The following is a 26,179-nucleotide window of genomic DNA, read 5'->3' on the forward strand; positions in this document are numbered from 1 at the left end:
GGCCGGATGATGCGCTTAGCATCAGCCTGACCGAAACCCATGCATACCGAGGACCCCAAGTGCGCTTTCGTCTGACCCCCAGGGAGACGAGCTTCTACGACATGTTCGCCGCCTCCGCGGACAACATCGTCACGGGCTCGAAGCTCCTGATGGAACTGCTCGGGGCGGACCCGTCCGCCCGGGCCGAGATCGCAGAGCGTATGCGGGCAGCGGAACACGCGGGTGACGACGCCACGCACGCGATCTTCCATCAGCTGAACTCCTCGTTCATCACGCCCTTCGACCGCGAGGACATCTACAACCTCGCGTCGTCCCTCGACGACATCATGGACTTCATGGAGGAGGCCGTCGACCTGGTCGTCCTCTACAACGTCGAGGAACTGCCGAAGGGCGTCGAGCAGCAGATCGAGGTGCTGGCGCGGGCCGCCGACCTGACGGCCGAGGCGATGCCCCACCTGCGCACGCTGGACAACCTCACCGAGTACTGGATCGAGGTGAACCGTCTGGAGAACCAGGCGGACCAGATCCACCGCAAGCTTCTCGCGCACCTCTTCAACGGCAAGTACGAGGCGATCGAGGTGCTGAAGCTCAAGCAGATCGTGGACGTCCTGGAAGAGGCGGCGGACGCGTTCGAACATGTGGCGAACACGGTGGAGACCATCGCCGTCAAGGAGTCCTGAGCCGTAGATGGACACCTTCGCGCTCATCGTGACCATCCTGGTCGCGCTCTTCTTCACGTACACGAACGGCTTCCACGACTCGGCGAACGCGATCGCCACCTCGGTCTCCACCCGGGCGCTGACGCCGCGCGCGGCCCTCGCGATGGCGGCCGTGATGAACCTCGCGGGCGCCTTCCTGGGCTCCGGGGTCGCCAAGACGGTCAGCGAGGGCCTGATCGAGACCCCCGAGGGCTCCACGGGCCTGGGCATCCTCTTCGCGGCACTGATCGGCGCGATCGTCTGGAACCTGGTCACGTGGTACTTCGGCCTGCCGTCCTCGTCCTCCCACGCCCTGTTCGGCGGGCTCGTCGGCGCGGCCCTGGCCGGCGGCACGACCGTCCTCTGGAACGGTGTCGTCGACAAGGTCATCATCCCGATGTTCCTGTCGCCGGTCGTCGGCCTGATCCTCGGCTACCTGGTCATGACGGCCATCATGTGGCTGTTCCGCAGGTCCAACCCGCACAAGGCGAAGCGGGGCTTCCGGATAGCTCAGACGGTCTCCGCGGCCGGCATGGCCCTCGGTCACGGCCTCCAGGACGCCCAGAAGACGATGGGCGTCGTGGTCATGGCCCTGGTGATTTCCGGCCATGAGACGTACGGGGACCCGATCCCGGCCTGGGTCAAGATCGTCTGTGCCCTCATGCTCTCCCTCGGCACCTACGCCGGCGGCTGGCGCATCATGCGCACCCTCGGCCGCAAGATCATCGAACTCGACCCCCCGCAGGGCTTCGCGGCCGAGGCGACGGGCGCGTCGATCATGTTCACCACGGCGTACCTCTTCAAGGCACCGATCTCCACCACCCACGTCATCACCTCGGCGATCATGGGCGTCGGCGCGACGAAGCGCGTGAACGCGGTCCGCTGGGGCGTGGCCAAGAACATCGTCCTGGGCTGGTTCATCACGATGCCCGCGGCGGCCCTGGTGGCGGCGGCGGCGTACGGAATCGTGAATCTGGTGTTCCTGTAGGGATCCCGAAAACCCACCCTCACACGCCTCTGCACCCTCCTAGGATGACGTCAGTCACGCGTTTGACGGACGCGTGTTCGACTATCGGAACGGGGAGGGGCGCTTCTTGGCGACTCTTGGTAGGCGACTTCTGTCCGGCGTGGGAACGGTGGGTGCCGCCACCGCCGCCCTGCTCTACGTGGCGCTGCCCGCCTCCGCGGCGGACACGACCTATTACGCCGACACCGCTTCGTCCGGCAAGTACCTGGCCAGGGCGGGCGAGGAGGACTTCTTCAGCGACGGCGACAACTTCCAGGTCTGCGACAACGACGCCGACGGCGCCGGCGTCATCGGCTACTGGAAGGTGGGCAGCTCCGGCACGGTCCACTCGATCTACGACGGCGACGGCCTGGGCACGTGCGTGCCGTCCAACCAGGACTTCGCCGAGTCGGCCACCATCTACCTCAAGGCCTGCATCCGCGACGACGGTGACGTCAAGGAAGGCACCTGCAGCTCCTGGGTGAAGGCCTACGCCGACGGCGTGCCGTAGACCAGCAGGACGGCAGACAGAAGCGGGCCCGCCCCCGGGAGCCAGGGGCGGGCCCTCTTGCGTCCTCGCGGTGGCACCGCCATGCAGCACCGCGAGGGGTCAGGTCCGGCTCAGCCGAAGCGGCCCGAGATGTAGTCCTCGGTGGCCTGGACCGACGGGTTGGAGAAGATGCGCTCCGTGTCGTCGATCTCGATCAGCTTGCCGGGCTGGCCGACGGCGGCCAGGTTGAAGAAGGCCGTGCGGTCGGAGACACGCGCCGCCTGCTGCATGTTGTGCGTCACGATGACGATCGTGAAGCGCTCCTTGAGCTCACCGATCAGGTCCTCGATGGCGAGGGTGGAGATCGGGTCGAGGGCGGAGCAGGGCTCGTCCATGAGCAGCACCTTCGGCTCGACCGCGATCGCGCGGGCGATGCACAGACGCTGCTGCTGACCACCGGAGAGGCCGGAACCCGGCTTGTTCAGGCGGTCCTTGACCTCGTTCCAGAGGTTCGCGCCCTTGAGCGACTTCTCGACGACGTCACCGAGCTCGCTCTTCTTGAAGTTGCCGTTCAGCCGCAGACCCGCGGCCACGTTGTCGAAGATCGACATCGTGGGGAAGGGGTTGGGGCGCTGGAACACCATGCCGACCTCGCGGCGCACCGCGACGGGGTCGATGTTGGCGCCGTAGAGGTTCTCGTCGTCGAGGAGGACCTTGCCCTCGACGCGGCCGCCGGGGGTGACCTCGTGCATGCGGTTGAGCGTGCGCAGGAACGTCGACTTGCCGCAGCCGGAGGGGCCGATGAACGCCGTGACGGTGCGCGGCTCTATGTTCATCGAGATGTCGTCGATGGCCTTGTGGGAGCCGTAGTAGGCGGTGAGCCCGCTCACGTCGATTCGCTTGGACATTACTTCTTCACTTCCAGGAGTCGGTCGCTGTCGGCCGGTCAGCGACCGGTCTTGGGGGCCTTCCAGCGGGCGATGCCGCGGGCCACCAGGTTCAGGATCATCACGAAGGCGATCAGCGTGAGCGAGGCCGCCCAGGCACGGTCGTAGGCCGCGTTGGCACCGGCGCTGTTCGCGTACTGCTGGTAGATGAACAGCGGCAGCGACGACTGCGCACCCTCGAAGGGGTTGTTGTTGATGAACGGGTTGCCGAACACCAGCAGCAGCACCGGTGCGGTCTCGCCCGCGATACGGGCGACGGCCAGCATGACACCGGTCGTGATACCGCCGATGGAGGTCGGCAGGACCACCTTCAGGATGGTGCGCCACTTGGGCACGCCGAGCGCCAGCGACGCCTCGCGCAGCTCGTTCGGGACGAGCTTGAGCATCTCCTCCGTGGAGCGCACGACCACCGGCATCATCAGGATGGCCAGGGCCAGCGATCCGGCGAAGCCGAAGGGCTGCATGTCGAAGATCAGCATGAGGCTGAGGATGAACAGGCCCGCGACGATCGACGGGATACCGGTCATCACGTCCACGAAGAAGGTGACGGACTTGGCGAGGCGGCCGCGCCCGTACTCGACGAGGTAGACCGCGGTGAGGATGCCGATCGGGGCGCCGATCAGGGTGGCGAGACCGACCTGCTCCAGGGAGCCGATGATGGCCGCGTAGGCACCACCACCGGGCTGGGAGTCGGCGACGACGCCCATGGAGTGACTGAGGAAGTAGGGGTCCAGGACCTTCACACCGCGCGAGATGGTCACCCAGAGCAGAGAGACCAGCGGGACCACGGCGACGATGAAGGCGACCCAGACCAAAGAAGTGGCGACGCGGTCCTTGGCCTGGCGGCTGCCCTCGACCCGGGCGGCGATGCCGTAGGTGCCGAGGACGTAGAGGAGGCCGGCGATCAGGCCCCACTGGACCTTGCTGTCCAGGCCGGCGACGAGGCCGATGAGCACACCGAGGACGAGGGATCCGCCGACGATGGCGTAGGGGGACCACTTCGGGAGGCTGGCACCGCGCAGGGTGCTGGCGGGCCTGTCGACTGCTGCGGTGCTCATGCGTTGGCCCCCGAGTACTCCGCGCGGCGCTGGATGATGATGCGGGCCGCGCCGTTGACCAGCAGGGTGATGACGAAGAGGACCAGACCGGAGGCGATGAGCGCGTCACGGCCGTCGGAGGTCGCCTCGCCGAACTTGCTGGCGATGTTCTGGGCGAAGGTGCCGCCGCCCGGGTTGAGCAGGCTGGCGTGGATGTCGAAGTCCGGGGAGAGCACGGTGGCGACGGCCATCGTCTCGCCGAGCGCGCGGCCGAGGCCGAGCATCGAGGCGGAGATCACACCGGAGCGCCCGAAGGGCAGCACCGCCATGCGGATGACCTCCCAGCGCGTGGCGCCGAGGGCCAGGGCGGCCTCTTCGTGCATCTGCGGGACCTGGCGGAAGACCTCGCGGCTCACGTTGGTGATGACCGGCAGGATCATGATCGCGAGCAGGATCGAGACGGTCAGGATCGAGCGCGGGGCACCGCCGTCCCAGGAGAAGATCCCGGTCCAGCCGAAGTAGTCGTTCAGCCAGCCGAACAGACCGGTCATGTGCGGCACGAGGACCAGTCCGCCCCACAGGCCGTACACGATGGACGGCACGGCGGCGAGCAGGTCGATCACGAACGCGACGGGGCCGGCCAGGCGGCGCGGCGCGTAGTGCGTGATGAACAGCGCGATCGCGACCGCGATCGGGACCGCGATGGCCATCGCGATGATCGAGGAGACGATCGTGCCGAAGGCGAGGACCGCGATGCCGAAGCTCGGCGGAATGAGGTTGGTGTTCCACTCGAAGGTGGTGAGGAAGTTGCTGTGGTCGCGATTGATCGCGAGGGCGGCCCGGTAGGTGAGGAAGACCGCGATCGCGGCCATGATCACCAGGAGCAGGACGCCGGAACCGCGGGAGAGACCGAGGAAGACTCGGTCACCGGCCCGGGTCGCGCCGCGCGCGTTGCGCTTCTGCTCGGCCACGGAGGGCTGTGGGGGCGTCGGGGGAGAGGCGTCTGCTGTCTGCGTTGATATGTCCATCGGGTTCTCCGGTCTGCGGAGTCGCCTGGGGGGCGGCTCGGAGGAGCCGTACACCCCACACGTAAGGGCGTACGACTCCGGGCGGCGGTGCACCGGACGGTGCGGCCGGGCTCCGGTACGGAACCCGGCCGCACTCGCGGATCTTTAGCTCAGGCCCTCGATGGTGGTGCGGACCTTGGCGATGATCTCGTCGGGGACGGGGGCGTAGTCGATCGTGGAGAGGATCTTCTGGCCGTCCTCGGAGGCGATGTAGCGCAGGAACGCCTTGGTCGCCGGGAGGGTGTCGGCCTTGTTGCCCTTGTCGCAGACGATCTCGTAGGTCACCAGGGTCATCGGGTACGCGCCCTCGGCCTTGGTGTTGTAGTCGAGCTGCAGCGACAGGTCCTTGCCGGTGCCGACGACCTTGGCGGCCGCGATGTCGGCGGTGGCGGACTCGGTGGAGGGGGCGACCGGCTTGCTGGCGCCCGTGTCGATCGAGACGGCCTTGACGCCGTCCGCGACGTAGGAGAGCTCGAAGTAGCCGATGGCACCGGAGGTCTGCTTGACCTGCTGGGCGACACCCGCGGACTGCGGAGCGGACTGGCCGCCCTTGGCCTGCCAGGCCTTGCCGCCCGAGTACTTCCAGTTGGAGGGGGTGGCGGCGATCAGGTACTTGGTGAAGTTGTCCGTCGTGCCCGACTCGTCCGAGCGGTGGAACGCCTGGATCTTCAGGTTCGGGAGCTTCGCGGTGGGGTTCAGCTTCTTGATCGCCGCGTCGTTCCAGTTGGTGATCTTGCTGTCGAAGATCTTGGCGATCGTCGGCGCGTCAAGAACCAGGTTGTCGACACCCGGGACGTTGTAGCCGAGGGCGATCGGGCCGCCGACCATCGGGAGGTCGATGCCCTGGCCGCCGGAGCAGACCTTCTTGGAGGCGGTGACCTCTTCCGGCTTGAGCGCGGAGTCGGAACCGGCGAAGGCGATCTGACCCTGCGTGAAGGCGGTCACACCGGCGCCGGAGCCGGAGCCCTTGTAGTTGATCTGCACACCACAGGCCTGCGAGAAGTTCTTCACCCAGGCGTCGATCGCGTTCTTCTGCGCGGAGGAGCCGTCGGCGAGCAGCTGGCCCTTGGCGTTGTCGCACTTGATGGAGCTGGCGTTGGCGGAGGCCGAGGACGTGCTCGAACCGCTGCCGCCACCGTTGTCGTCGGAGCCGCACGCCGTAAGGGCCAGGGCGCCGGAGACGGCGACAGCACCGAGAGACAGGGCGCGCAGCCGGTTCTTGCGCTGAAGCTTCACTTTCGGGAGTTCCTTCCAGAGGCGCCACCTTCGGCGGCGTGCGGAGTAAGTGGTGGGCGAGGGCCTCCTGGAAGGGCATCCATGGCCGCTCACCGCACCCGGTACGGCCGAAATTAGGCAGAACAGGTGAAGCCGCCGATGGCCATAGGTGAACGGGGGGTGAACCCCTGCCGTCGACCCGGTTAGGTCACGGAACGCTTACGGTGAGGGCACATGCCGGTTCCAACGGGCGGGTTAAGCGAACAAGTCTTCGGCGTTCGCCATCACAGCCGTTACGACGTCACAGCGTTCGTTACACCGCACGGGAACCCGTGTGCGACGGACGCCGTCTCGTCCCACGACAGCCGACGAAAGGCACGGGCATGGAACGGCGCACCTTCATATCGGGCGGGGCGGCCGCCCTCACGGCGACCGCACTGACGGGGTGCAGCTCCGGCGGCGCCACCGCGACCCACACGACCGGGGCGCCACTCGCGACCACATCCTCCCGTACGGCGCTGAAGACCACCAGCGCAGCGGCCGCGGCCAACTGGACGGCCCTGGCACACGCCCTGGACGGCACCCTGGTCCGCCCCGGCGAGGCCTCCTGGACGACGGCCCACCAGCTCTACAACACCCGCTTCGACGGCCTGAAGCCGGCGGCGGTCGCCTACGTGGCGCACGCCGACGACATCCGCACGACGCTGTCGTACGCCCAGGCCCACGCGTTGAAGGTCTCGATACGCAACGGCGGCCACTCCTACGCGGGCTACTCCTCCGGCGACGGCCGCCTGATCGTCGACGTCTCGAAACTGAACCGCATCCGCGTCAGCGGCGGCACCGCGGTCGTCGGCGCCGGCTCCAAACTGATCGACGTCTACCGGGCCCTGGCGGCCAAGGGCGTGACGATACCGGCGGGCTCCTGCCCCACGGTCGGTGTCTCCGGCCTGGTCCTCGGCGGCGGCCACGGGGTCGCTTCCCGCGCGTACGGGCTGACCTGCGACAGCCTCACGCGCGCGACGATCGTCACCGCCGACGGCACGCAGGTGACCGCTGACGCGAGCCACCACACGGACCTCTTCTGGGCGCTGCGCGGCGCCGGCAACGGCAACTTCGGCGTCGTCACCGAACTCCAGTTCAAGACCCACCCGACCCCGCAGGGCGTGACGGCGTACCTGACCTGGCCGTGGTCCAAGGCGGCGCAGGTGCTCAAGGCCTGGCAGGAGTGGGGTCCGTCCCAGCCGGACGAGATCTGGTCCTCCCTGCACCTGGAGAACTCGGGCAGCGGACCGCGCGTGTCGGTGGCCTGCTTCTCGATGGGCACGTACGGCGAGTTGCAGAACGCCGTCGACGCGCTCGCCCACACGGCGGGCGCCGACGCCTCCTCCGTGTCCCTGCGCCGCCACGCCTACGAGGAGGTGATGGAGATCTACGCCGGCTGCTCCTCCTTCGCCACCGAGCCCCAGTGCCACCTGCCCGGCTCGACGCCCGGCCGTTCGCCGCAGGGCAAGCTCGGCCGGGAGACGTACGCGGCCCGCTCCGACTTCTTCGACCGCTCGCTGTCGGCGGCCGGCATCCAGACGGCGCTGCGGCAGATCGCCGCCGTCCGGGGCGGCGCGGGCAGCATCGCGTTCACGGCGCTGGGCGGAGCGGTGAACAGGGTCGCGCCGACGGCGACGGCGTTCGTGCACCGGCGGTCGCGGATGCTGGCGCAGTACATCGTGTCGTGGGGGGCGGGGGCCTCCGGCAGCACGGGGCAGTCCTGGCTGAACGCGGCGCACGCCGCGATGAAGCCGTACGCCTCCGGCGCGGCCTACCAGAACTACACGGACCCGACGCTGACCGGCTGGAAGAAGGCGTACTACGGCGACGCCGTGACAAAGCTGGGCAAGGTGAAGCAGCAGTACGACCCGGAGAGGTTCTTCTCGTACGCGCAGGGGTTGTAGAGCACGTTCGGCAGTCGCGTCAGCTACTCAGCCGCGGGCAGTCGTGCCGCTGGGGCGGCACGGGTGGGCGCTGGGGGTCCCCCCTCTGGGGGAGGCACCCGGCCGGCGCCGGTAAGCGTCGCCACCCCCGGCACCAGCCCCCGGCTACGCCGCCAGGTCACGTTCCTCCGACTCCACCGGCGTACGGCCCCCCGGCACCAGTCCCACCCGTGCCGACCGTGGCCGTACCAGCCACCCCACCCTCGGCGACCCCTCCACCGCCTTCATCACCGGCGTCAGCAGAGCCGTGGCCAGTGGAGACAGCAGGAGGACGACCGCCGTACCCAGGGCGAACCCCCCGATCACGTCCGTCGGATAGTGCACCCCCATGTACACCCGGCAGAACCCCTCCGCCAGCGCCAGCCCTATCCCCGCCATCCCGAACCGCCGGTGGGCGACGAACAGCCCGACCCCCAGCGCCATGGTGATCGTCGCGTGGTCGCTGACGAAGGAGTAGTCGGTCTTGCCGGAGACCAGGACGTCGAGTCCCTGGTGGGTGAGGAACGGCCGGGGCCGCTCGACGAAGCCGCGGATGGGAACGTTCACGAGGACGGCGATCGCGGCGGCGAGCGGTGCCCACACCAGCGCGGCCATGGTGGCCGGCGCGTCCTCGTCCGCCCGGCGCCGCACGGACCACCAGCACCACCCCACCAGCAGCACCATCGCGACCAGCAGCCCGTACTCCCCGACGAACTCCATGGCCCGGTCGAACCAGTGCGGCGCGTCCTTGGCCAGGCCGTTGATGTCGTAGAGCAGGTCGACGTCGGGGTTCGATCCGGATTCGGCGATTACAGCCATCGCGCTGCGGCCCCTTCGTCGTCGTTCCGGGACGCACCTGGTGTGCGTCGCTCGCTGCCACCCCCGTGGTCGGCTACGTCAACAGGAACGCACGGCCCACACCACTACGTTCCAGGTTCCACCGAATGATCACGCAGACGTTATCGAAGAGAGACACAAAGCCCCAGCTCAGGGGGTGGGTTATACGCTCCGTTCACACCGTCGTGGGGAGCGCTTTCGCGCCATCCTCGGTGACGCGGGTGGCACCGAAGTAGTCGGCCGAGTCGATGGGGTCGAAACGGATCACGGCCCCGGTGTAGGGGGCGTCGATCATGTATCCGCCGCCGACGTAGATCCCCACGTGGTGGATGGCGCGGGAGTTCGAGAGGTCGGTGGAGAAGAAGACGAGATCCCCGGGGAGCAGTTCGCTGCGCGAGGGGTGCGGCCCCGCGTTGTACTGGTCGTTGGCGACTCGCGGCAGCGTGATCCCGACACTGGCGTACGCCGCCTTGGTCAGCCCGGAGCAGTCGAAGCGGCCGCCGTCCGCGGCGGTGCCGTTGCCGCCCCAGAGGTAGGGCGTGCCGAGCTTGTTCTGGGCGTAGTTGATGGCCCCGGCGGCCTGCTTGGTCGGGGAGAGCCGGCTGACGGGCGCGGCGAAGCTGGCCTCAAGGGTGGTGATCGTCTTGACGTAGTTCTGGGTCTCCTTGTACGGCGGCACACCCTTGTACTTGATGACCGCGTACGCCCCCGCGTTGTAGGCGGCGAGCATGTTCTCGGAGATGTCGCCGGGAACGTCCTTGACGTACGAGGCGAGCTCGCAGTCGTAGGAGGCGGCCGACGGGATCGCGTCGTTCGGGTCCCAGACGTCCCGTACCCCGTCGCCGTTCCCGTCGATGCCGTGGGTGGCCCAGGTGCCCGGGATGAACTGAGCTATCCCCTGCGCGGCCGCCGGGCTCTGCGCCTTCGGGTTGAACCCGCTCTCCTGGTAGAGCTGTGCGGCGAGCAGGGCGGGGTTGAGGGCGGAGCAGAGGTTGCCCCACTTCTGCACGAGGGTGGAGTACGCGGCCGGTACGGCGCCCTTGGCCAGGCTCTTGCCGGCGCCGTCGACCCCGCCCAGCAGGTTCCCGGCGACGACGTACACGCCGACGACGAGCAGCATGACGAAACTCAGCCCGAGCGCCGCCGCCGCGCCACCGATCACCCATACTTTCCGCACGCCCCAACCCTCCCCCATAGGAGGGCTGTTCAACGCCATTTCGGCAGAGAGTGGCGCTATTTCACAGGAAGACGGCGCACATGACGCCCCCTCAGCGCGGCCTTCTCAGCCGCCGGTGGCGTCCTTGTACAGCTCGGCGGCCTCCCGGCCGAGCACCACGCTGTACGAGACGTCGGGGGTCGACCCGCCCTGCTCGTGCCCGCCCAGCACCCCGACCACCTCGTGGTCCCCGTTCACCCACGGACTCCCACTCGTGCCGCCCGTGAACTCGGGGCAGTCGATGCGCTGTTGGGTGGCGCTGTGGGCGACGGGCTTGTTGGTGCAGCTGACCGGCACCTCACGGGAGTCGGGGTACCCGGTGACGGTGACGGCGGTGGCGCCGGTGGCCACCCCGGCGGCGAACCGATTGCTGCCGGTCACGTCCTCGACCCGCTTGCCGCCCAGCTCGTCCACGACGGCGAAGGCGATGTCACTGTCCTCGTCCTGCCCGTGGGACCACCCGTCGGGCAGGTACCGCTTCCCCACCTTCCACACTCCGTAGGGTGCCTGCCCGTCCCGGTACCCCGGCACGAACACGAGCCCGGTGGCGTCGCCCTCCCCGTCGATGCAGTGCGCCGCGGTGATGATCAGGTCCCGCTGCGGGCTGTGGACGACGGAGGCGGTGCAGAAGTGGTTGCCGGACAGGCTCCCGGCCTTGTCGGCGCCGAACAGCGCCCCGACCCGGGCGCTCTCCGTGGTGTCCCCGACCACCGCGGTCACCCCGAACGGCCCCGCGGCCTCGTCGGCGGCCGCGACGGAGGCCGACGTGGCGGTCAGCACGAGCAGGGCGCAGAGCGCGACGCGTCGCGAGGTGACGGAGATGCGTGAGGTGCGCTTCATCAGCGCCCACTGTCTCCTACGAAGGTGAGAAACGGTTCCCGACTTCACTGAGATTTTTCTGGGAACCGCCCTTGCGGCCGACCGGCCTCGCCGCTGCCTCGCCGTGGAGCGGGATCCCGTCGGGCGCCCCGGCGCTCAGAACGTCGTCGTCATCCCGCCGTCCACCGCGATCGTCTGGCCGGTGATGAAGGACGCGGCGTCGCCCGCCAGGAAGACGACGATGCCGGCGATCTCGGCCGGGCGGCCCCAGCGGCCCAGTGCCGTGCGGGTGCGCAGCCATCGGCCCCACTCCGGGTCCTCGGCGAGCTCCGCGTTGACGTCCGTGGCGAAGGTGCCCGGGGCCACCGAGTTCACGGTGGTGCCGCTCGGGCCCAGGTCGGCGGCGAGCGCCCGGGTCAGGCCGTCGAGGCCCGCCTTCGCCGTGGCGTAGGCGACGTCCCCGATACGGCCGAGCTGGCCGACGACGGACGAGACGTTGATGATGCGGCCCGCGGTGGACCGCGCGGCCAGCCCCCGGGCGACCGTCTGGCTGAGCGCGTACGCCGATGTCAGGTGGACGTCGAGCAGCGCGGACAGCTCGTCCGGGGTCATCTCCTCGACGCCCCTGCGGTCCCGGTGGCCCACGTTGTTGACAAGGATGTCGATCGCGCCGAGGGCGGTCACCGCCTCCTCGGCTCCCTCGCGGTCGGTGACGTCGAAGGCGGCGCCCGTCACGTCCAGGCCGTCGTCCTCCCGCAGCCGGGAGACCACCTGAGCCAGCGCCACCGCGTCCCGGCCGTTGAGGACGACCCGCGCACCGGCGCCCGCCAGTCCCCGCGCCATCTCCAGGCCCAGCCCCCGCACGGAGCCGGTCACCAGGGCCGTTCGCCCGTCGAGCGTGAAGTCCACGGCGCCGCCGCTCATCCGGCCACCTCCCGGAGAGCCGTCGTGTCCGTCGTTTCCGCTCACCGTATCCGGGCGCCTCGACGGGTCTGCCGGGCGTCCGGTGACTGGGCGGTCACCCGGCCGCCCCGCCGCTCACGCGGTCTCGACGCCGAGCGGCCAGCGCACCCCCGTCATCTCCTCCGACAGCGTCCACAGCCTGCGGGCCGCCGCCGGGTCGCTCGCGGCCGCGCTGCGGCCGACCAGGGTCGGCGCGCCCCGCATCTCGCCCAGGCCGTCGGGGCCGACGTAGCTCGCGCCCGGCAGGTCCTGGGTCGCCGCGAACAGGGTGGGGAGGGTGCCGGCGCGGTCGTCCTGGGCGACGAGGCGGTTGCCGAGCCGCATGCCCAGGCGGGCCAGCGGGTTGGCGGTGTGACTCTGCAGGTTGGTGGCCGCGTAGCCGGGGTGGGCGGCGAGGGCGCGGACCCGGGAGCCTGCCTCCGTCAGCCGGCGCTGGAGTTCCAGCACGAACAACAGGTTCGCCAGCTTGGACTGGGCGTAGGCGCGGGTCGGGTTGTAGTTGCCCTTCAGGTTCACGTCGTCGAAGTGGATCGCTCCGTCGCCGCCCCGGTGGAGGCTCGAGGAGACCGTCACCACGCGGTCCGTGACATGGGGCAGCAGCAGGTTCGTCAGCGCGAAGTGGCCCAGGTGGTTGGTGCCGAACTGCATCTCGAAGCCGTCCTTGGTGCGCAGCTCCGGGAGCATCATCACGCCCGCGTTGTTGATCAGGAGGTCCAGCGGCCGGTCCCAGCCCGCGGCGAACTCCCGTACCGAGGACAGGTCGGCCAGGTCCAGGCGGCGGACCTCGGTGCTGCCGGTCACCCTCGCCGCGGCCGCCCGCCCGCGCTCCGGGTCCCGTACCGCGAACACCACATGCGCACCCGCCCGGGCCAGCGCGTCCGCGGCCGTGAAGCCGAGGCCGCTGTTGGCGCCGGTGACCACGGCCGTGCGACCGGAGAGACCGGGGAGGTCGGAAGCGTTCCATTTGTCATTCTTCTCAGCCATGCCCGCCAATGTAGGCGTCGACAACAATGATGTCAACGGCAACATCGGGTTACGATGGTCCCCATGTCCGCAAGCCGCCCCTACCACCACGGAGACCTGCGCGCCGCCCTGCTCGCCAGCGCCGAGCGCACCCTGCGGGAGCGGGGCAGCGCCGCCCTGTCCCTGCGCGAACTGGCCCGCGACATCGGGGTGAGCCATGCCGCCCCCGGCCGGCACTTCAAGGACAAGCAGGCCCTGCTGGACGCGCTCGCCCGCAGCGGGTTCGAGCGCCTGAACCAGGCCCTGGACTCGGCGGAGCTCCCGGACAACCCCCTGGAACCGCGCATCACCGCACTCGCCCGCGCCTACGTCACCTTCGCCGTCGACCACCCCGAGCTGCTGGAGCTGATGTACTCCCGCAAGCACGACCCGGACATCGACACCGAACTGGCCGCCGCCGCGGAACACTCCATGGGCTACTTCGTCCAGCTGGTCGCCGATGCCCAGCGGCGCGGCGAGATCGTCGAGGGCGACCCGGAGACCGTCATGCTCGCGGCCGCGGCCGGCATCCACGGCCTGGCCGTACTGGCCACCAACGGCACCCTCCGGCCGGACGCGGTCCTGGCCGGCCTCGACCGGCACATCCACCTTCTGCTGCACGGCCTCAAGCCCCGCTGATCCAGGGCCCGTTGTGGCCCGGCGAGGGCTCGGTACGCCCCGATCAACGCGCATTGAGTCCCGCCCGTACCGGGGTTCAGGTCAACCGGACCCCAACTTCCGGCCATCCAGCCCCCAATGATCAGTAAGCCCTTCCCGCCCTTCAGTAACGCGGAAGTCAGGATTCCGAAACCCACCTTGTTGTCGCGTACTCAACAAGGGAATGGTTCGTCGCGGGCCGCCGCCCCCACCGGCAACCACACCGGTGGTCCCCCACCCGCAGGCCTCTGTCCCAACCTCTCCCAGGAGGCAGTACCTTGCGTACGACCACCCCCAACTCCCCCCACATACGCGGTAGATGGCGCCAGCTCGGTTCGGCAGCCGCCGCCACCGCCGCGCTCCTCGTGGCCGGCTTCGGCACCGCGGCCCACGCCAGCGCGGCCACCGCGACCGCCACCACGACCCACAAGGTCAGCGCCAAGGCCATCGCCGCCCAGGTCGCCAAGGCCCACGTCCAGTACGAGAAGGCCGGCTGCGGCGCCACCCCGAAGAAGGGCTACGCCGCCTGCAACGCCCTCCGGGTCACCGGCGGCACCACCGCCTTCATGGAGAAGCAGGCCGCCCTCAAGGGCATCACGCCGAAGACCGTCAAGCCGAACGCCGCCTCCGACTCCCCCACCGGATACGGTCCCTCGGACATCCAGTCGGCCTACGGCCTGACGGACGCCGCCGCCTCCAACGGCTCGGGCGAGACCGTCGCCATCGTCGACGCCTACGACGACCCGAACGCCGAAGAGGACCTCGCGACCTACCGGTCGTACTACGGCCTGTCGGACTGCACCACCGACAACGGCTGCTTCACCAAGGTCTCCCAGACCGGCTCCACCACCTCGCTGCCCTCCGCCGACAGCGGCTGGGCCGGTGAGGAGTCCCTCGACCTCGACATGGTCAGCGCGACCTGCCCGAACTGCAACATCCTGCTCGTCGAGGCCAAGTCCGCCTCCGACGCCAACCTGGGCACCGCGGTGAACGAGGCCGTCAAGCTGGGCGCCAAGTTCGTGTCCAACAGCTACGGCGGCTCCGAGTCGTCCTCGGACACCACGTACGACAGCTCGTACTACAAGCACGCGGGCGTGGCCATCACCGCGAGCGCCGGTGACGAGGGCTACGGCGCCGAGTACCCGGCCGCCTCCCGGTACGTGACCGCCGTCGGCGGCACCGCCCTGAAGACCGCCTCCAACAGCCGCGGCTGGACCGAGTCGGTGTGGAAGACGTCGAGCACCGAGGGCACCGGCTCCGGCTGCTCCGCCTACGACGCCAAGCCCAGCTGGCAGACGGACGCCAGCTGCTCCAAGCGCATGATCGCCGACGTCTCCGCGGTCGCCGACCCGGCCACCGGCGTCTCCGTCTACGACTCCTACGGCGACGACGGCACCGGCTGGAACACCTACGGCGGCACCAGCGCCTCGTCGCCGCTCATCGCCTCGGTCTACGCCCTGGCCGGCACCCCGGGCAGCAGCGACTACCCGGCCGAGTACCCGTACGCCGCGGCCGGCACCTCCGCCCTCAACGACGTGACGAGCGGCAACAACGGCACCTGCTCGACCTCGTACTTCTGCACCGCCAAGTCGGGCTACGACGGCCCGACCGGCTGGGGCACCCCCGAGGGGACCGACGCCTTCACCGGCTGAGCCCTTCGCAGAATGACCTCCCCGTCGGGTCACGGGGAGCCGCCACCGTGAGGGGGACGTGGGGTCCCCTCGGCGGCAGGGAAAGAGAGACGGGCCACGGCAGCCGGCCGTGGCCCGTTTTTCGTTCCCCCGACGACCCCGCTTGTACGCCCTTTGCAACTCCCGTGCGTTGCCTGTGAGTTGAGTCAAGCACCCGTCACTCGCAAGACAACGGGCGGCCATCGAAAGGTCAGGCGAAGGCCCCGTTCGGCAAAGCGGAAGTCAGGATTCCAGCAGCCTCTTGTTGTCGCGTACTCAACAATGGATTCTCTTCGCGGGCCGCCGCCCCGCCGCCGGGGAACCCGTACCGACGGCGAACGCACCAGATCGCACCCGCACCGCCCCTGTTCCAACCCCAGTACCGGAACTCAGGAGGCTGCACGCATGCGTTCCACTCCCCCCAACAGACCGTCCACCCGCGGCAGCTGGCGCCGCATCGGCGCCGCCGCAGCGGCCACGGCCGCACTGGTCCTCGCCGGCTTCGGCACCGCCGTCCAGGCCGACGCGGCACCTTCCGCGTCCTCGAAGGTGACCTACACCGCGACCCCCTGTGCCACGCCCAAGCACACGGGTGAACTCGCCTGCAACTCCTACCGCGTCACCGGCGGCCTCACCGCCTACCAGAAGCAGCAGGCCGCGAAGACCGGCATCACCCCCAAGGCCGCCGACGCCTCCACCCCCTCCGGCTACAGCCCGACCAACCTCCGGTCGGCCTACGGCCTGACCTCCGCCGCCGCCTCCAACGGCTCGGGCGAGACCATCGCGATCGTCGACGCGTACAACGACCCGAACGCCGAGACCGACCTCGCGACCTACCGCTCGTACTACGGCCTCTCCGCCTGCACCACGGCCAACGGCTGCTTCAAGAAGGTCAGCCAGACCGGCTCCACCACCTCGCTGCCCAGCAGCGACGCGGGCTGGTCCGAGGAGATCTCCCTCGACCTCGACATGGCCTCCGCGATCTGCCCCAACTGCAAGATCCTGCTGGTCGAGGCCACCAGCGCCACCATGGCCAACCTGGGCACCGCGGTGAACGAGGCCGTCACCCTGGGCGCCAAGTTCGTGTCCAACAGCTACGGCGGCAGCGAGTCCTCCTCCGACACCTCGTACGACTCCTCGTACTTCAACCACACCGGTGTCGCCATCACCGTCTCCGCCGGTGACAGCGCTTACGGCGCCGAGTACCCGGCCGCCTCCCGGTACGTGACCTCGGTCGGCGGCACGAAGCTGTCCACGTCCTCCACCACCCGCGGCTGGACCGAGACCGTCTGGAAGACGTCCAGCACCGAGGGCACCGGCTCCGGCTGCTCCTCCTACGACGCCAAGCCCAGCTGGCAGACCGACACCAGCTGCACCAAGCGCATGATCTCCGACGTCTCCGCGGTCGCCGACCCGGCCACCGGCGTCTCCGTCTACGACTCCTACGGCGTCACCGCCGGCTGGTACACCTTCGGCGGCACCAGCGTCTCCGCGCCGATCATCGCCGGCGTCTACGCGCTCGCCGGCACCCCGGCCAGCGGCACCTACCCCGCCCAGTACCCGTACGACTACGCGGGCACCTCGTCCCTCAACGACGTGACGAGCGGCAACAACGGCACCTGCTCCGTCTCGTACTACTGCACCGCCACCACCGGCTACGACGGCCCGACCGGCTGGGGCACCCCCGAGGGCATCAGCGCCTTCGCCAACTAGTCCGGCTCCTGCCTCTCACGGGTCGCGGCAACCAGCCGCGGCCCGTTCGTCATGAGAACATCGGGACGGTGGCTATTCACCCGACTGGCCGTCAAAACCCCCGCCAGGCCGTGAAGAGGGTCAACGACGGAACCACACCACAGGTTCCGCCCAGTCCTCATTGCCCGGCGTGACCTGCCGTGATACACAGAGTGACCGTACGATACCTTCGTACGAAACCCGCCAATCAATGACGTCAAGTCGACATACTCCGGCGACGTTGTCGGCGACAATGATGCGTGACCTCTGCACTCGGCAGAGGCGGACAGAACTACCCACCAGGGGCGGTGACTTACATGTTCCTTGCGGCCGACAAGGGAGACATCAACACCATCATCGGCGGAATCGCTCCGGACTGGGGGCCTTTCGGCAGCCTGGGCAACGAGGCGAAGACGATGATCCAGGTGGTCATGGCCGTCGCCATCCTCATCTGCCTCGGCATCGCCGTCTGGGGCGCCGCCAAACAGCGCATCGGCGCCACCGCCCTCCGCGACACCTTCAGCGCCGAACAAGGCAAGGGCCTCATCATCGCCGGCCTGACCGGAGTCTTCATCATCGGCTCACTCGGCACCCTGTTCACCATCGTGTACGGCATGGCCGTCTAGCCGACTTGCACCTCCCTTTCCCCCGCTCCGAGGTTGCGTTTCCCTGATGTCGAGTCACCACACCGCGCCCGCGCGGGAACCAGCACGGCTACCGTCGTACTGCTACGCGTTCTGGTACGACGTGGAGGGGGAGCACCCGGCATGAGCATCGGAGACGAGCCCGGCTACCCGGAGACCGGCCACACCCGCACCCGCCTGCCCGAGGGCGACCCGTACGGCGGCGCCGCCCGCCGCGGCGGCCGGTCCTCCTCCCGGAGCCTGGTCACGGTCGTCAGCGTGGTCGTCCTCCTGATCGCAGCGATCGCCTTCGCGAACAGAGGCGGCAACGACGGCTCCTCGAACGACACCGACACCGGCAGCACCACGAACGGCAGCCGGCCGGTGACGTCCTCGACCGCGGCCAGCGGAACGAAGCCGGTGGAGACCAAGAGCCAGGGCATCCCGACGGGCTTCGCACACAGCGAGCAGGGAGCGCAGAGCGCGGCCGCCAACTACGCGACGGCGCTGGGCTCCGACGGCATGTTCACCACGGCCACCCGGCACGCGATCGTGCAGACCGTCGCCGACTCCAGCGTCATGAACAGCATGCAGTCGGGCTTCGACACCGACTACTCGGCCGACTTCCTGAAGAAGGCCGGCCTCAACGCCGACGGTACGGCCCCCAAGGGCAGCACCTTCGTCAGCCGCACCCTGCCGGCCGGCACCACGGTCACGTCGTACAGCGACAGCGCCGCCACCGTCGAGGTCTGGTGCAACGGCCTGTTCGGCATGGCGAGCCAGACCTCCACCAACCCCGTCACCAGCAACTGGTTCACCGTCACCATGAAGCTGAGCTGGAGCGAGGGCGACTGGAAGGTCCTGGAATCCAGCCAGAAGACCGGCCCCACCCCGGTCAACGGGGACAATCCCGTGTCCGGGTCCGACGAGATCAGCAAGGCGGTCCAGGAATTCGGAGGGTTCACCTATGCCCGCTAGCCAGCACCACGTGCTCAAGCTGACCGGCCTGGTGGCCTCCGTGCAGGCCTCCGCCGTCCTCCTGGCCACCCGCGCCTTCGCCGACCCGTCGCCGAGCGCCTCCCCCTCCGCGAGCCCGTCCGCCACGGCGAGCAGCAACAACTGCGCGGGCATGACCGGCCCCTCCCTGCAGCTCTGCGAGAGCGGCTCCGGCGGCAGCAGCGGCGGCGGCTCCACCACCGACCCCCTCACCTCCACCCTCGACCCCCTCACCTCCCTCGGCCAGGGCTGTGCCAAAGCCGCCTCGTGGACCATCGACAAGCTCAGCGGCGCCGTCAAGGAGACCGCCAACGTCGACTTCACGAACGAGAAGTTCCTCCAGCAGTACGCCGTGGTCTTCGCCGCGTCGACGATCCTCACCCTCCTTCTGTGGCTGCTGGCCGTGGCCAAGCGGGCGGTGCGCGGGGTCCCCCTGACCACCGCCATCTCCGAGGCCATCGGGTTCCTCTGGCTCACCGTCCTGGCCTCCGCCTTCACCCCGCTGATCCTCTACACGGTGGTCTCGGCCACCGACGGCGTCACCGACGTCCTCGCCAAGACCACCGGCAACCAGACCGACACGTTCTTCGGCACCTTCTCCGGCGCCCTCAGCAAGGGCAGCGACATCGGCGGCGGCCCCATCATGCTGATCGTCGTCTCCCTGGTCAGCATCCTCGCCGCCGGCGTCCTCTGGCTGGAGCTCGTCATCAGGGCCGCCCTGCTCTACGTCGGCGCCCTCCTCGGCACCGTCGTCTACGCCGGCCTCGTCGACAAGAACCTCTGGGGCCACGTCCGCCGCTGGGCCGGCATCATGATCGCCGTCATCCTCGTCAAACCGGTCATCGTGATAGTGCTCGGCCTCGCCGGCGCCCTGTCCTCCGACGGCGGCCCCGACTCCTTCTCCGCCGTCGTCTCCGGCCTCGCCATCATCCTGCTCGCCATCTTCGCCAGCGCGATGATCTACCGCTTCGTCCCGGGCTTCGGCGACGAGATCGCGGCCGGCCGCAGCAACCGCATCATGCAGGGCGCCGAAGGCAAGGCCGCCGCCGTCATCAGCAGCCCCGCCAACCTCGTCGCCCAGGGCATCAGAACCCACAGCGCCCGCGCCGACAACAACGGCGGCGGGGGCGGCGGCGGTTCCGGCTCCTCCGGTGCCCGCCCGTCCAACCCCGTCTCGGGCGGCGTCGCCGCGCACAGCACGCGCACCTCGAACGGTGGTGGCGGCGGAACTGTCCCCTCCGCCGCACCCGCACCCCGCGCGCCCAGTCCGGCGAACACCCCGCACGCCAGCAACACCCGCAACAACAGCTCGGGAGGTGAAGGGCGTTGACGACAGAGTCCCACCTGTCCCATCCGATCACGCCCCGCCGTACGTATCTCATCGGCCGTGCCCGGCCGAACGCGATCATCGGCAGGAACCGTGAGTCCGGCGAGATCGCGCTCATCATCGTGGGCGCGTTCCTCGGCATGATGTGCGGGCTCCTCGTCCCGGTCCTCTCCCTCAGGATCGTGCTGCTCATGGGCTTCCCGCTGATCGCACTGGCCGCGGTCTACGTGCCGTACAAACGCCGCACGTTCTACAAGTGGTTCGAGATCAACCGCAGTTACAAGCGGAACCTGCGCAACGGCACCGCCTACCGCTCCACCGCGGCCGAGGCCGGCACCCGCCTCGACGGCCGCGAGGTCGAGGTCGGCCCCCCGCCCGGCATCGGCCGCATCACCTGGCTCGCCGCACCCTTCGGCCCCGACGAGATCGCCGTGCTCCTGCACGCGGACCGCAAGACGGTGACAGCGGCCATCGAGATCGAAGGCCCCGGCGTCGGCCTGCGCGACTCCGAGGACCAGGAAGCCCTCGTCGACCGCTTCGGCACCCTCCTCAAGCACGTGGCCAACGGCGACGGTTTCGTCACCCGCCTCCAGATGCTCGCCCGCACCCTCCCCGCGGACCCCGACGCCCACGCCAAGGACGTCGCCCAGCGCGGCGACGACAAGGCCCCAGACTGGCTGTCCCACTCCTACGACCAGCTCCAGTCCATGGTCTCCACCAGCAGCGAGCAGCACCGCGCCTACCTCGTCGCGTGCATGCACTACTCCCGCGAACTGGCCGCCGAGGCCCAGGTGATGGCCCGCGCGGCCCGCCCCCAGGCCGGTCGCAAACTGGACCGCGACGCCGGTCTCGCGGTCGTCATGGCCCGCGAGCTCACCGACATCTGCTCCCGCCTCCAGGAGGCGGACATCCGCGTCCGCCAGCCCCTCGGCCAGGGCCGCCTCGCCTCCCTCATCCACTCCATGTACGACCCGGACCACCCCATCGACCACATCCAGGCGATGACCCAGCGCAACGCCTGGCCGGCCGAACTGGACGCCATGGAGCCGACGTACCTCCAGGCGAAGACCCGCGAGTCCTCCACCCGCGCGCCCTGGTGCCACGCCACGGCCTGGGTGAAGGAGTGGCCGATGACCCCGGTCGGCGTCAACTTCCTGGCCCCGCTGCTGGTCCACACCCCGGACGTCATCCGCACGGTGGCGGTCACCATGGACCTCGAACCCACCGAGGTCGCCATCGAGCGCATGCTCACGGAGAAGACCAACGACGAGGCGGAGGCGTCCCGCGCCGCCAAGATGAACCGGACCGTCGACCCTCGCGACATCGCCGCCCACACCCGCCTCGACCAGCGCGGCGAGGACCTGGCCAGCGGCGCGGCCGGCGTCAACCTGGTCGGCTACATCACCGTCTCCTCCCGTACCCCGGAGGCCCTCAACCGCGACAAGCGCACGATAAGGGCGTCCGCCGGAAAGTCGTACCTGAAGCTGGAGTGGTGCGACCGCGAGCACCACCGCGCCTTCGTGAACACACTTCCCTTCGCCACCGGAATCCGAAGGTAGAGGCTGATGCGCTGATGAGGGACCCGCTGTCCGTCCTCACCGAAGCCTTCACGTCCTTCCTCTTCGGGAAGGTCGAGACGACCCGCTCCCCGGTCCGCACCTCCACCGGCCAGGCCCAGGCGGTCTACCTCCCCACGGCCGCCCCCGGCCTGGGCGACTCGGGCGTGATCATCGGCCGCGAGGTGTACTCCGGCAAGGGCTACATCTACGACCCCTTCCAGCTCTACGGCCAACAGCTCCCCGCCCCGCACTGGCTCGTCCTCGGCGAGTCAGGCAACGGCAAGTCGGCCCTGGAGAAGACCTACGTCCTGCGCCAACTGCGCTTCCGCGACCGCCAGGTCGTCGTCCTGGACGCCCAGGGCGAGGACGGCGTCGGCGAGTGGAACCTCATCGCGGAAGAGCTGGGGATAACGCCGATCCGGCTCGACCCGATGGCGGCCCTGGACCACGGCATCCGCCTCAACCCGCTGGACCCGGCCATCACCACCACCGGCCAGCTGGCACTTCTGCGCACCATCATCGAGGTCGCGATGGGCCACGGCCTCGACGAACGCTCCGGCTTCGCGCTCAAGGTCGCCCACTCCTACGTCAACGAGACGATCCTCGACCGCCAACCCGTCCTGACGGACATCGTCGAGCAGCTACGGCACCCCGAACCGGAGTCCGCCGAGGCGATGAACGTCGCCATAGACGACGTACGGGCCTGGGGCCTGGACGTCGCCCTGGTCCTGGACCGCCTCGTCGACGGTGACCTGCGCGGCATGTTCGACGGCCCGACCACGGTCGGCATCGACCTCGACGCCCCGCTCATCGTCTTCGACCTCTCCCACATCGACCGCAACTCCATCGCCATGCCGATCCTGATGGCGATCGTCGGCGTGTGGCTGGAGCACACCTGGATCCGCCCCGACCGCAAGAAGCGCATCTTCCTGGTGGAAGAGGCCTGGCACATCATCGCCAGCCCGTTCGTGGCCCAGCTGTTCCAGCGGCTGCTGAAGTTCGGCCGACGGCTCGGCCTGTCGTTCGTGGCCGTGGTGCACCACCTCTCCGACGTCGTGGACGGCGCGGCGGCGAAGGAGGCGGCGGCGATCCTGAAGATGGCGTCGACCCGGACCGTCTACGCCCAGAAGGCGGACGAGGCCCGGGCCACCGGCCGGGTGCTCGGCCTGCCCCGCTGGGCGGTCGAGATCATCCCGACCCTCACCCCCGGCATCGCCGTCTGGGACGTCAACGGCAACGTCCAGGTGGTCAAACACCTGGTCACCGAGACGGAACGCCCTCTCGTCTTCACGGACCGCGCGATGACCGAGTCGTCCAGCGACCTCCAGACCGCGGACGACGCCCTGGTCGCCGCCGAACTGGAGGCGGAGCAACGGGCGGCGGCCTTCGTGGAGCAGCACCTCGGCGACTCCGAATCGACGGTGGCGTAGGGAGGACCGTTCGTGAGACCGGACCCTCGGCAGGAGCGCGAACAGCAGGGCGGCGGGATTCCCGACGGCCTGCTGATCGGCATACTCGGGTTCCTGCTCGGCATCACGTTCCTGGTGTGGACGGCGACGGGTCTGGCGGCCTGGTTCGCCCGCGGCAGCTGGCCGTCGACGGTCAGCCTCTCCCACACCCCGCTCGCGATGCGCCATCTCATCGGCGCCCCGCACGACATCACGGGCGCCTGGCCGGACACACCGGCGGGTCAGCTGGCGGGCTGGGGGCTGTTCTGGGGCCTGTTCATCGGCCAGCTGATGTTCCTGGTCGTCCTCACCGTCTTCGTGCTGGGGACGGTGGCCCGCTGGCGGGCCGGGCGGCGGAGAAGACGGGCGCAGACGGCGGGGACGGCGGGGACGGCGGGGACGGCAGAGCACAGACGGGCGGCCGCGGTGCCGGAGCCACGCTTCGAGCCGAACACGGTCCAGGAGACGGTTCGCCCGATGGTGCCGACGATCCCGACGGCCGTCGTCGGACAACCCGTCGTGGAACCCCCGGTCGTTGAACCCCCGGTCGTAGCGCCCACTCTTGTGGGACAGACCTCGCAGGACACCCGCCTCTGGAGCAGGATCCACCTCGCACCGCGGGAAGCCCGGCAGGCCACCGCGATCCAGGCGGTCCAGGACGCGCTCGGACCCGCCCTCGTCGTCACCTCGAACGCCACCCTCTGGTCGGAGACGAAGGACGCCAGAGCCAAACTCGGCCCCGCCCTCCTCTACGACCCGAACCACCTCTGCGACACCCCCGACCGCTTCCACTGGTCCCCCACCGCCCACTGCGAGGACAGGCACACCGCGATCCTGCGCGCCCAGGCCCTCCTCACCCCGGTCAAGCCCACCGCGAAGATCGACCAGGCGGTCACGGACACGGCGGAGACCCTCCTGCGCAGCTATCTGCACGCCGCCGCGCTGGAGAACCGCACGGTCCGCCACGTCCACCGCTGGGCACAGGGCATCGGCGTCCAGGACGCCGTACGAACCCTCCGCACCCACCCGAAGGCCGCCCCAGGCGCCGCCGGCGAGCTGGAAGCCGCTCTCACCTCCCACCCCGAACGCCGGGACATCGCACAGGAGTTGACGGCACGGGCGCTCGCCGCCCTCTTCACGGTCAACATCCGCGAGGCCTGCACACCCAACCGATCCGATGCCCTCGTCCTGGATTCCTTCATCGCCGAAGGGGGCACGCTTTATGTGGTCGGTGAATCCATCGAGGACCCCAGGACCAACCCGGGCGCGATGCCCCTCCTGACGGCCCTCGTCTCCAGCGTGGTCGAGCACGGCCGGCGCATGGCCGAACGGTCATCCTCCGGTCGGCTCGACCCACCACTGACCCTGGTCCTGGACGACGTGGCGGCCGTGGCCCCGCTCCCCCAGCTCCCCGACCTCCTGGCCGCCGGCACCGACCAGGGCCTGCCGACCCTCGCCCTGCTCCGCTCCCACGAACAGGCCCGCTCCCGCTGGCCGCACCGGGAACTGCCGGTCTAGGGCCGCTCCGGCCACTCCAGAACGAACTCGACCTCGGTCTCCGCCTCGTCCTTGAAGAACGGCACGAGCACCCCGCTCGGCACGAACCCCGCCTTGCGGTAGGCGCCCTGGGCCCGCGGATTGTCCGCGTGCACCAGCAGCCGCACCCGCTCCGCGCCCCGCTGCCGCGCCCACTCCACCCCGGCGTCGAACAACGCCTTGACCAGCCCGCTCCCCCGGTGCTCGGGCCGTACGAACACCCCCACGAGATGCCCCTGCCGGCGCTCGACCGGGAACCCGGCCCAGTCCGTCGTCCCGGCCTCCTCGATCAGCACGGTCACGGTCCCGGCCCACTCCCCGTCCGCCGCCTCCGCGATGAACTGCCGTGCACCACTCGGCTCCGCGGCGGAACCCGCCGCCCGGTCCTGGTAGAACGAGTCCGGCCGTCCCAGGGCCTCGTCATAGGTCTCCAGGAACGCGATGTCCGCCAAAGGGTCCCGCAAAGCGGCGAGCCGCAACCGCTTGACGGCCTCCCACTCGTCGGCCCGTATCGCCCGGATCACGTAGTCACCGCTGGTCGTAGCACTCATGCGGCCACGCTAGTACGGGGCAGCCACCGCACTCACCCCGTTTTGTCAGTGCCGCCGTCTACGGTGGGCGCCATGACAACTCTGCCGAACCGGCCGAACACCGCCCTGCTGATCGTGGACGTGCAGAACGGGGTGGTGGACGGCTCCCACAATCGCGACGAGGTCATCGCCAATATCAACACCCTGCTCGCCAAGGCCCGTTCCGAGGCGGTCCCTGTCGTCTGGATCCAGCACTCCAGCGACGAGCTGAAGCCCGACAGCGCCCCCTGGCGGTACGTACCGGAGCTGATCCGCGAAGCGACCGAGCCCCTCATCCACAAGCGCTACGGAGACTCCTTCGAGGAGACCGAGCTGGAGTCCGTGCTCGCCGAACACGGCGTGGGCCGCGTGGTCGTCACCGGCGCCCAGACCGACGCCTGCATCCGCTCCACGCTGCACGGCGCGATGGTCCGTGGCTACGACGCCACCCTGGTCGCCGACGCCCACACCACGGAGGACCTCACCGCGTACGGCGCGCCGGCTCCGGAACAGGTCGTCTCGCACACGAACCTCTACTGGAGCTGGCAGGAGGCCCCGGGCCGAAAGGGCGGCACAGTCGAGACCACGGACATCACTTTCTGAGCGGCCCTTCTCCACCGTTCTGAAAACGCAGAAAGGCCCATGCCGTGTCGGCGTGGGCCTTTCTCAATATTTGTTCGGCGGCGTCCTACTCTCCCACAGGGTCCCCCCTGCAGTACCATCGGCGCTGTAAGGCTTAGCTTCCGGGTTCGGAATGTAACCGGGCGTTTCCCTCACGCTATGACCACCGAAACACTATGAA

The 26,179-nt window shown here is 69.5% G+C and carries 24 protein-coding genes and 1 rRNA gene; 14 read left to right on the forward strand and 11 right to left on the reverse strand.

The annotated features are described in order from the left end of the window. Positions 1-59 precede the first annotated feature (59 nt). The 3 genes from OHB00_RS24120 to OHB00_RS24130 all read left to right on the forward strand — a co-directional run bounded on the left by OHB00_RS24120 (position 60) and on the right by OHB00_RS24130 (position 2,215). The gene (locus tag OHB00_RS24120) at positions 60-680 is read left to right on the forward strand and encodes a DUF47 family protein (protein ID WP_366364526.1); all 621 of its coding nucleotides are present in this window, start codon (positions 60-62) and stop codon (positions 678-680) included. 7 nt (positions 681-687) lie between these two features. Further along, positions 688-1,686 carry an anion permease gene (locus OHB00_RS24125; protein ID WP_406437475.1) on the forward strand — a complete coding sequence of 333 codons (999 nt, stop codon included), beginning with the start codon at positions 688-690 and terminating at the stop codon, positions 1,684-1,686. A gap of 148 nt (positions 1,687-1,834) precedes the next feature. After that, complete coding sequence (locus OHB00_RS24130) at positions 1,835-2,215, forward strand: hypothetical protein (RefSeq protein ID WP_406437477.1); 381 nt, start codon at positions 1,835-1,837, stop codon at positions 2,213-2,215. Positions 2,216-2,325: 110 nt separating this feature from the next. On the opposite strand, the gene pstB is transcribed toward OHB00_RS24130, so the two are convergent. From pstB to pstS, 4 genes are all read right to left on the reverse strand, one after another. Continuing rightward, positions 2,326-3,102 carry a phosphate ABC transporter ATP-binding protein PstB gene (gene pstB / locus OHB00_RS24135; protein ID WP_406437479.1) on the reverse strand — a complete coding sequence of 259 codons (777 nt, stop codon included), beginning with the start codon at positions 3,100-3,102 and terminating at the stop codon, positions 2,326-2,328. Between the two features lie 38 nt (positions 3,103-3,140). After that, positions 3,141-4,199 carry a phosphate ABC transporter permease PstA gene (gene pstA, locus OHB00_RS24140; protein WP_406437481.1) on the reverse strand — a complete coding sequence of 353 codons (1,059 nt, stop codon included), beginning with the start codon at positions 4,197-4,199 and terminating at the stop codon, positions 3,141-3,143. Continuing rightward, the gene (pstC, locus tag OHB00_RS24145; protein WP_406437483.1) at positions 4,196-5,206 is read right to left on the reverse strand and encodes a phosphate ABC transporter permease subunit PstC; all 1,011 of its coding nucleotides are present in this window, start codon (positions 5,204-5,206) and stop codon (positions 4,196-4,198) included. The genes pstA and pstC overlap by 4 nt, the downstream gene beginning before the upstream one ends. Positions 5,207-5,350: 144 nt before the next feature. Next, the gene (gene pstS / locus OHB00_RS24150; RefSeq protein ID WP_406437485.1) at positions 5,351-6,481 is read right to left on the reverse strand and encodes a phosphate ABC transporter substrate-binding protein PstS; all 1,131 of its coding nucleotides are present in this window, start codon (positions 6,479-6,481) and stop codon (positions 5,351-5,353) included. A gap of 362 nt (positions 6,482-6,843) precedes the next feature. Between pstS and OHB00_RS24155 the strand changes: the two genes are divergently transcribed. After that, on the forward strand, positions 6,844-8,406 hold the full coding sequence (locus OHB00_RS24155; RefSeq protein WP_406437486.1) for an FAD-binding oxidoreductase: 1,563 nt from the start codon (positions 6,844-6,846) through the stop codon (positions 8,404-8,406). 144 nt (positions 8,407-8,550) lie between these two features. Here the strand turns inward: OHB00_RS24155 and OHB00_RS24160 are convergent, their stop codons facing one another. The 5 genes from OHB00_RS24160 to OHB00_RS24180 form a co-directional block, all read right to left on the reverse strand. After that, positions 8,551-9,243 (reverse strand): phosphatase PAP2 family protein, encoded by a 693-nt coding sequence (locus tag OHB00_RS24160; protein WP_406437488.1) that lies wholly within the window; start codon positions 9,241-9,243, stop codon positions 8,551-8,553. 193 nt (positions 9,244-9,436) lie between these two features. Further along, positions 9,437-10,456, reverse strand: a complete 1,020-nt coding sequence (locus OHB00_RS24165; protein ID WP_406437490.1) for an NlpC/P60 family protein — start codon at positions 10,454-10,456, stop codon at positions 9,437-9,439. An 87-nt stretch (positions 10,457-10,543) separates the two neighbouring features. Next, positions 10,544-11,317 carry a trypsin-like serine peptidase gene (locus OHB00_RS24170; protein ID WP_406437492.1) on the reverse strand — a complete coding sequence of 258 codons (774 nt, stop codon included), beginning with the start codon at positions 11,315-11,317 and terminating at the stop codon, positions 10,544-10,546. Between the two features lie 135 nt (positions 11,318-11,452). After that, positions 11,453-12,220 (reverse strand): SDR family oxidoreductase, encoded by a 768-nt coding sequence (locus tag OHB00_RS24175; RefSeq protein WP_406437494.1) that lies wholly within the window; start codon positions 12,218-12,220, stop codon positions 11,453-11,455. Positions 12,221-12,334: 114 nt separating this feature from the next. Next, positions 12,335-13,243 carry an oxidoreductase gene (locus OHB00_RS24180; protein ID WP_406437496.1) on the reverse strand — a complete coding sequence of 303 codons (909 nt, stop codon included), beginning with the start codon at positions 13,241-13,243 and terminating at the stop codon, positions 12,335-12,337. Between the two features lie 54 nt (positions 13,244-13,297). Between OHB00_RS24180 and OHB00_RS24185 the strand changes: the two genes are divergently transcribed. From OHB00_RS24185 to OHB00_RS24225, 9 genes are all read left to right on the forward strand, one after another. Beyond that, positions 13,298-13,900, forward strand: a complete 603-nt coding sequence (locus OHB00_RS24185) for a TetR/AcrR family transcriptional regulator (RefSeq protein WP_406437498.1) — start codon at positions 13,298-13,300, stop codon at positions 13,898-13,900. 296 nt (positions 13,901-14,196) lie between these two features. Then, entirely contained in the window at positions 14,197-15,570 is a 1,374-nt protein-coding gene (locus OHB00_RS24190) for a peptidase S8 (RefSeq protein WP_406437500.1), read from the forward strand. 423 nt (positions 15,571-15,993) lie between these two features. Next, positions 15,994-17,301: a peptidase S8 gene (locus OHB00_RS24195; protein WP_406437502.1), complete on the forward strand. Its 1,308-nt coding sequence runs from the start codon at positions 15,994-15,996 to the stop codon at positions 17,299-17,301. 335 nt (positions 17,302-17,636) lie between these two features. Continuing rightward, positions 17,637-17,945: a hypothetical protein gene (locus OHB00_RS24200; RefSeq protein ID WP_181804900.1), complete on the forward strand. Its 309-nt coding sequence runs from the start codon at positions 17,637-17,639 to the stop codon at positions 17,943-17,945. Positions 17,946-18,086: 141 nt separating this feature from the next. Further along, positions 18,087-18,920, forward strand: a complete 834-nt coding sequence (locus tag OHB00_RS24205; protein WP_406437504.1) for a hypothetical protein — start codon at positions 18,087-18,089, stop codon at positions 18,918-18,920. Beyond that, the gene (locus OHB00_RS24210; protein WP_406437506.1) at positions 18,910-20,268 is read left to right on the forward strand and encodes a hypothetical protein; all 1,359 of its coding nucleotides are present in this window, start codon (positions 18,910-18,912) and stop codon (positions 20,266-20,268) included. Before OHB00_RS24205 ends, OHB00_RS24210 begins: the two co-directional genes overlap by 11 nt. Further along, positions 20,265-21,824: an SCO6880 family protein gene (locus tag OHB00_RS24215; protein WP_406437508.1), complete on the forward strand. Its 1,560-nt coding sequence runs from the start codon at positions 20,265-20,267 to the stop codon at positions 21,822-21,824. The genes OHB00_RS24210 and OHB00_RS24215 overlap by 4 nt, the downstream gene beginning before the upstream one ends. A 14-nt stretch (positions 21,825-21,838) precedes the next feature. After that, entirely contained in the window at positions 21,839-23,254 is a 1,416-nt protein-coding gene (locus OHB00_RS24220; RefSeq protein WP_406437510.1) for an ATP-binding protein, read from the forward strand. A 12-nt stretch (positions 23,255-23,266) separates the two neighbouring features. Next, a complete protein-coding gene (locus OHB00_RS24225; RefSeq protein ID WP_406437512.1) occupies positions 23,267-24,790 on the forward strand; it encodes a type VI secretion protein in 1,524 nt (507 codons plus the stop codon). Here the strand turns inward: OHB00_RS24225 and OHB00_RS24230 are convergent. Further along, positions 24,787-25,359: a GNAT family N-acetyltransferase gene (locus OHB00_RS24230; protein WP_406437514.1), complete on the reverse strand. Its 573-nt coding sequence runs from the start codon at positions 25,357-25,359 to the stop codon at positions 24,787-24,789. The genes OHB00_RS24225 and OHB00_RS24230 overlap by 4 nt on opposite strands. Before the next feature lie 72 nt (positions 25,360-25,431). Here OHB00_RS24230 and OHB00_RS24235 point away from each other — a divergent pair, with 72 nt between their 5' ends. Then, on the forward strand, positions 25,432-25,980 hold the full coding sequence (locus OHB00_RS24235; protein WP_406437516.1) for an isochorismatase family protein: 549 nt from the start codon (positions 25,432-25,434) through the stop codon (positions 25,978-25,980). 72 nt (positions 25,981-26,052) lie between these two features. Here OHB00_RS24235 and rrf read toward each other — a convergent pair. After that, positions 26,053-26,169: ribosomal RNA gene (gene rrf / locus OHB00_RS24240) — 5S ribosomal RNA — on the reverse strand. Positions 26,170-26,179: the final 10 nt, after the last annotated feature.

This window comes from Streptomyces sp. NBC_00631 (assembly GCF_045206895.1).
GTDB lineage: Bacteria > Actinomycetota > Actinomycetes > Streptomycetales > Streptomycetaceae > Streptomyces.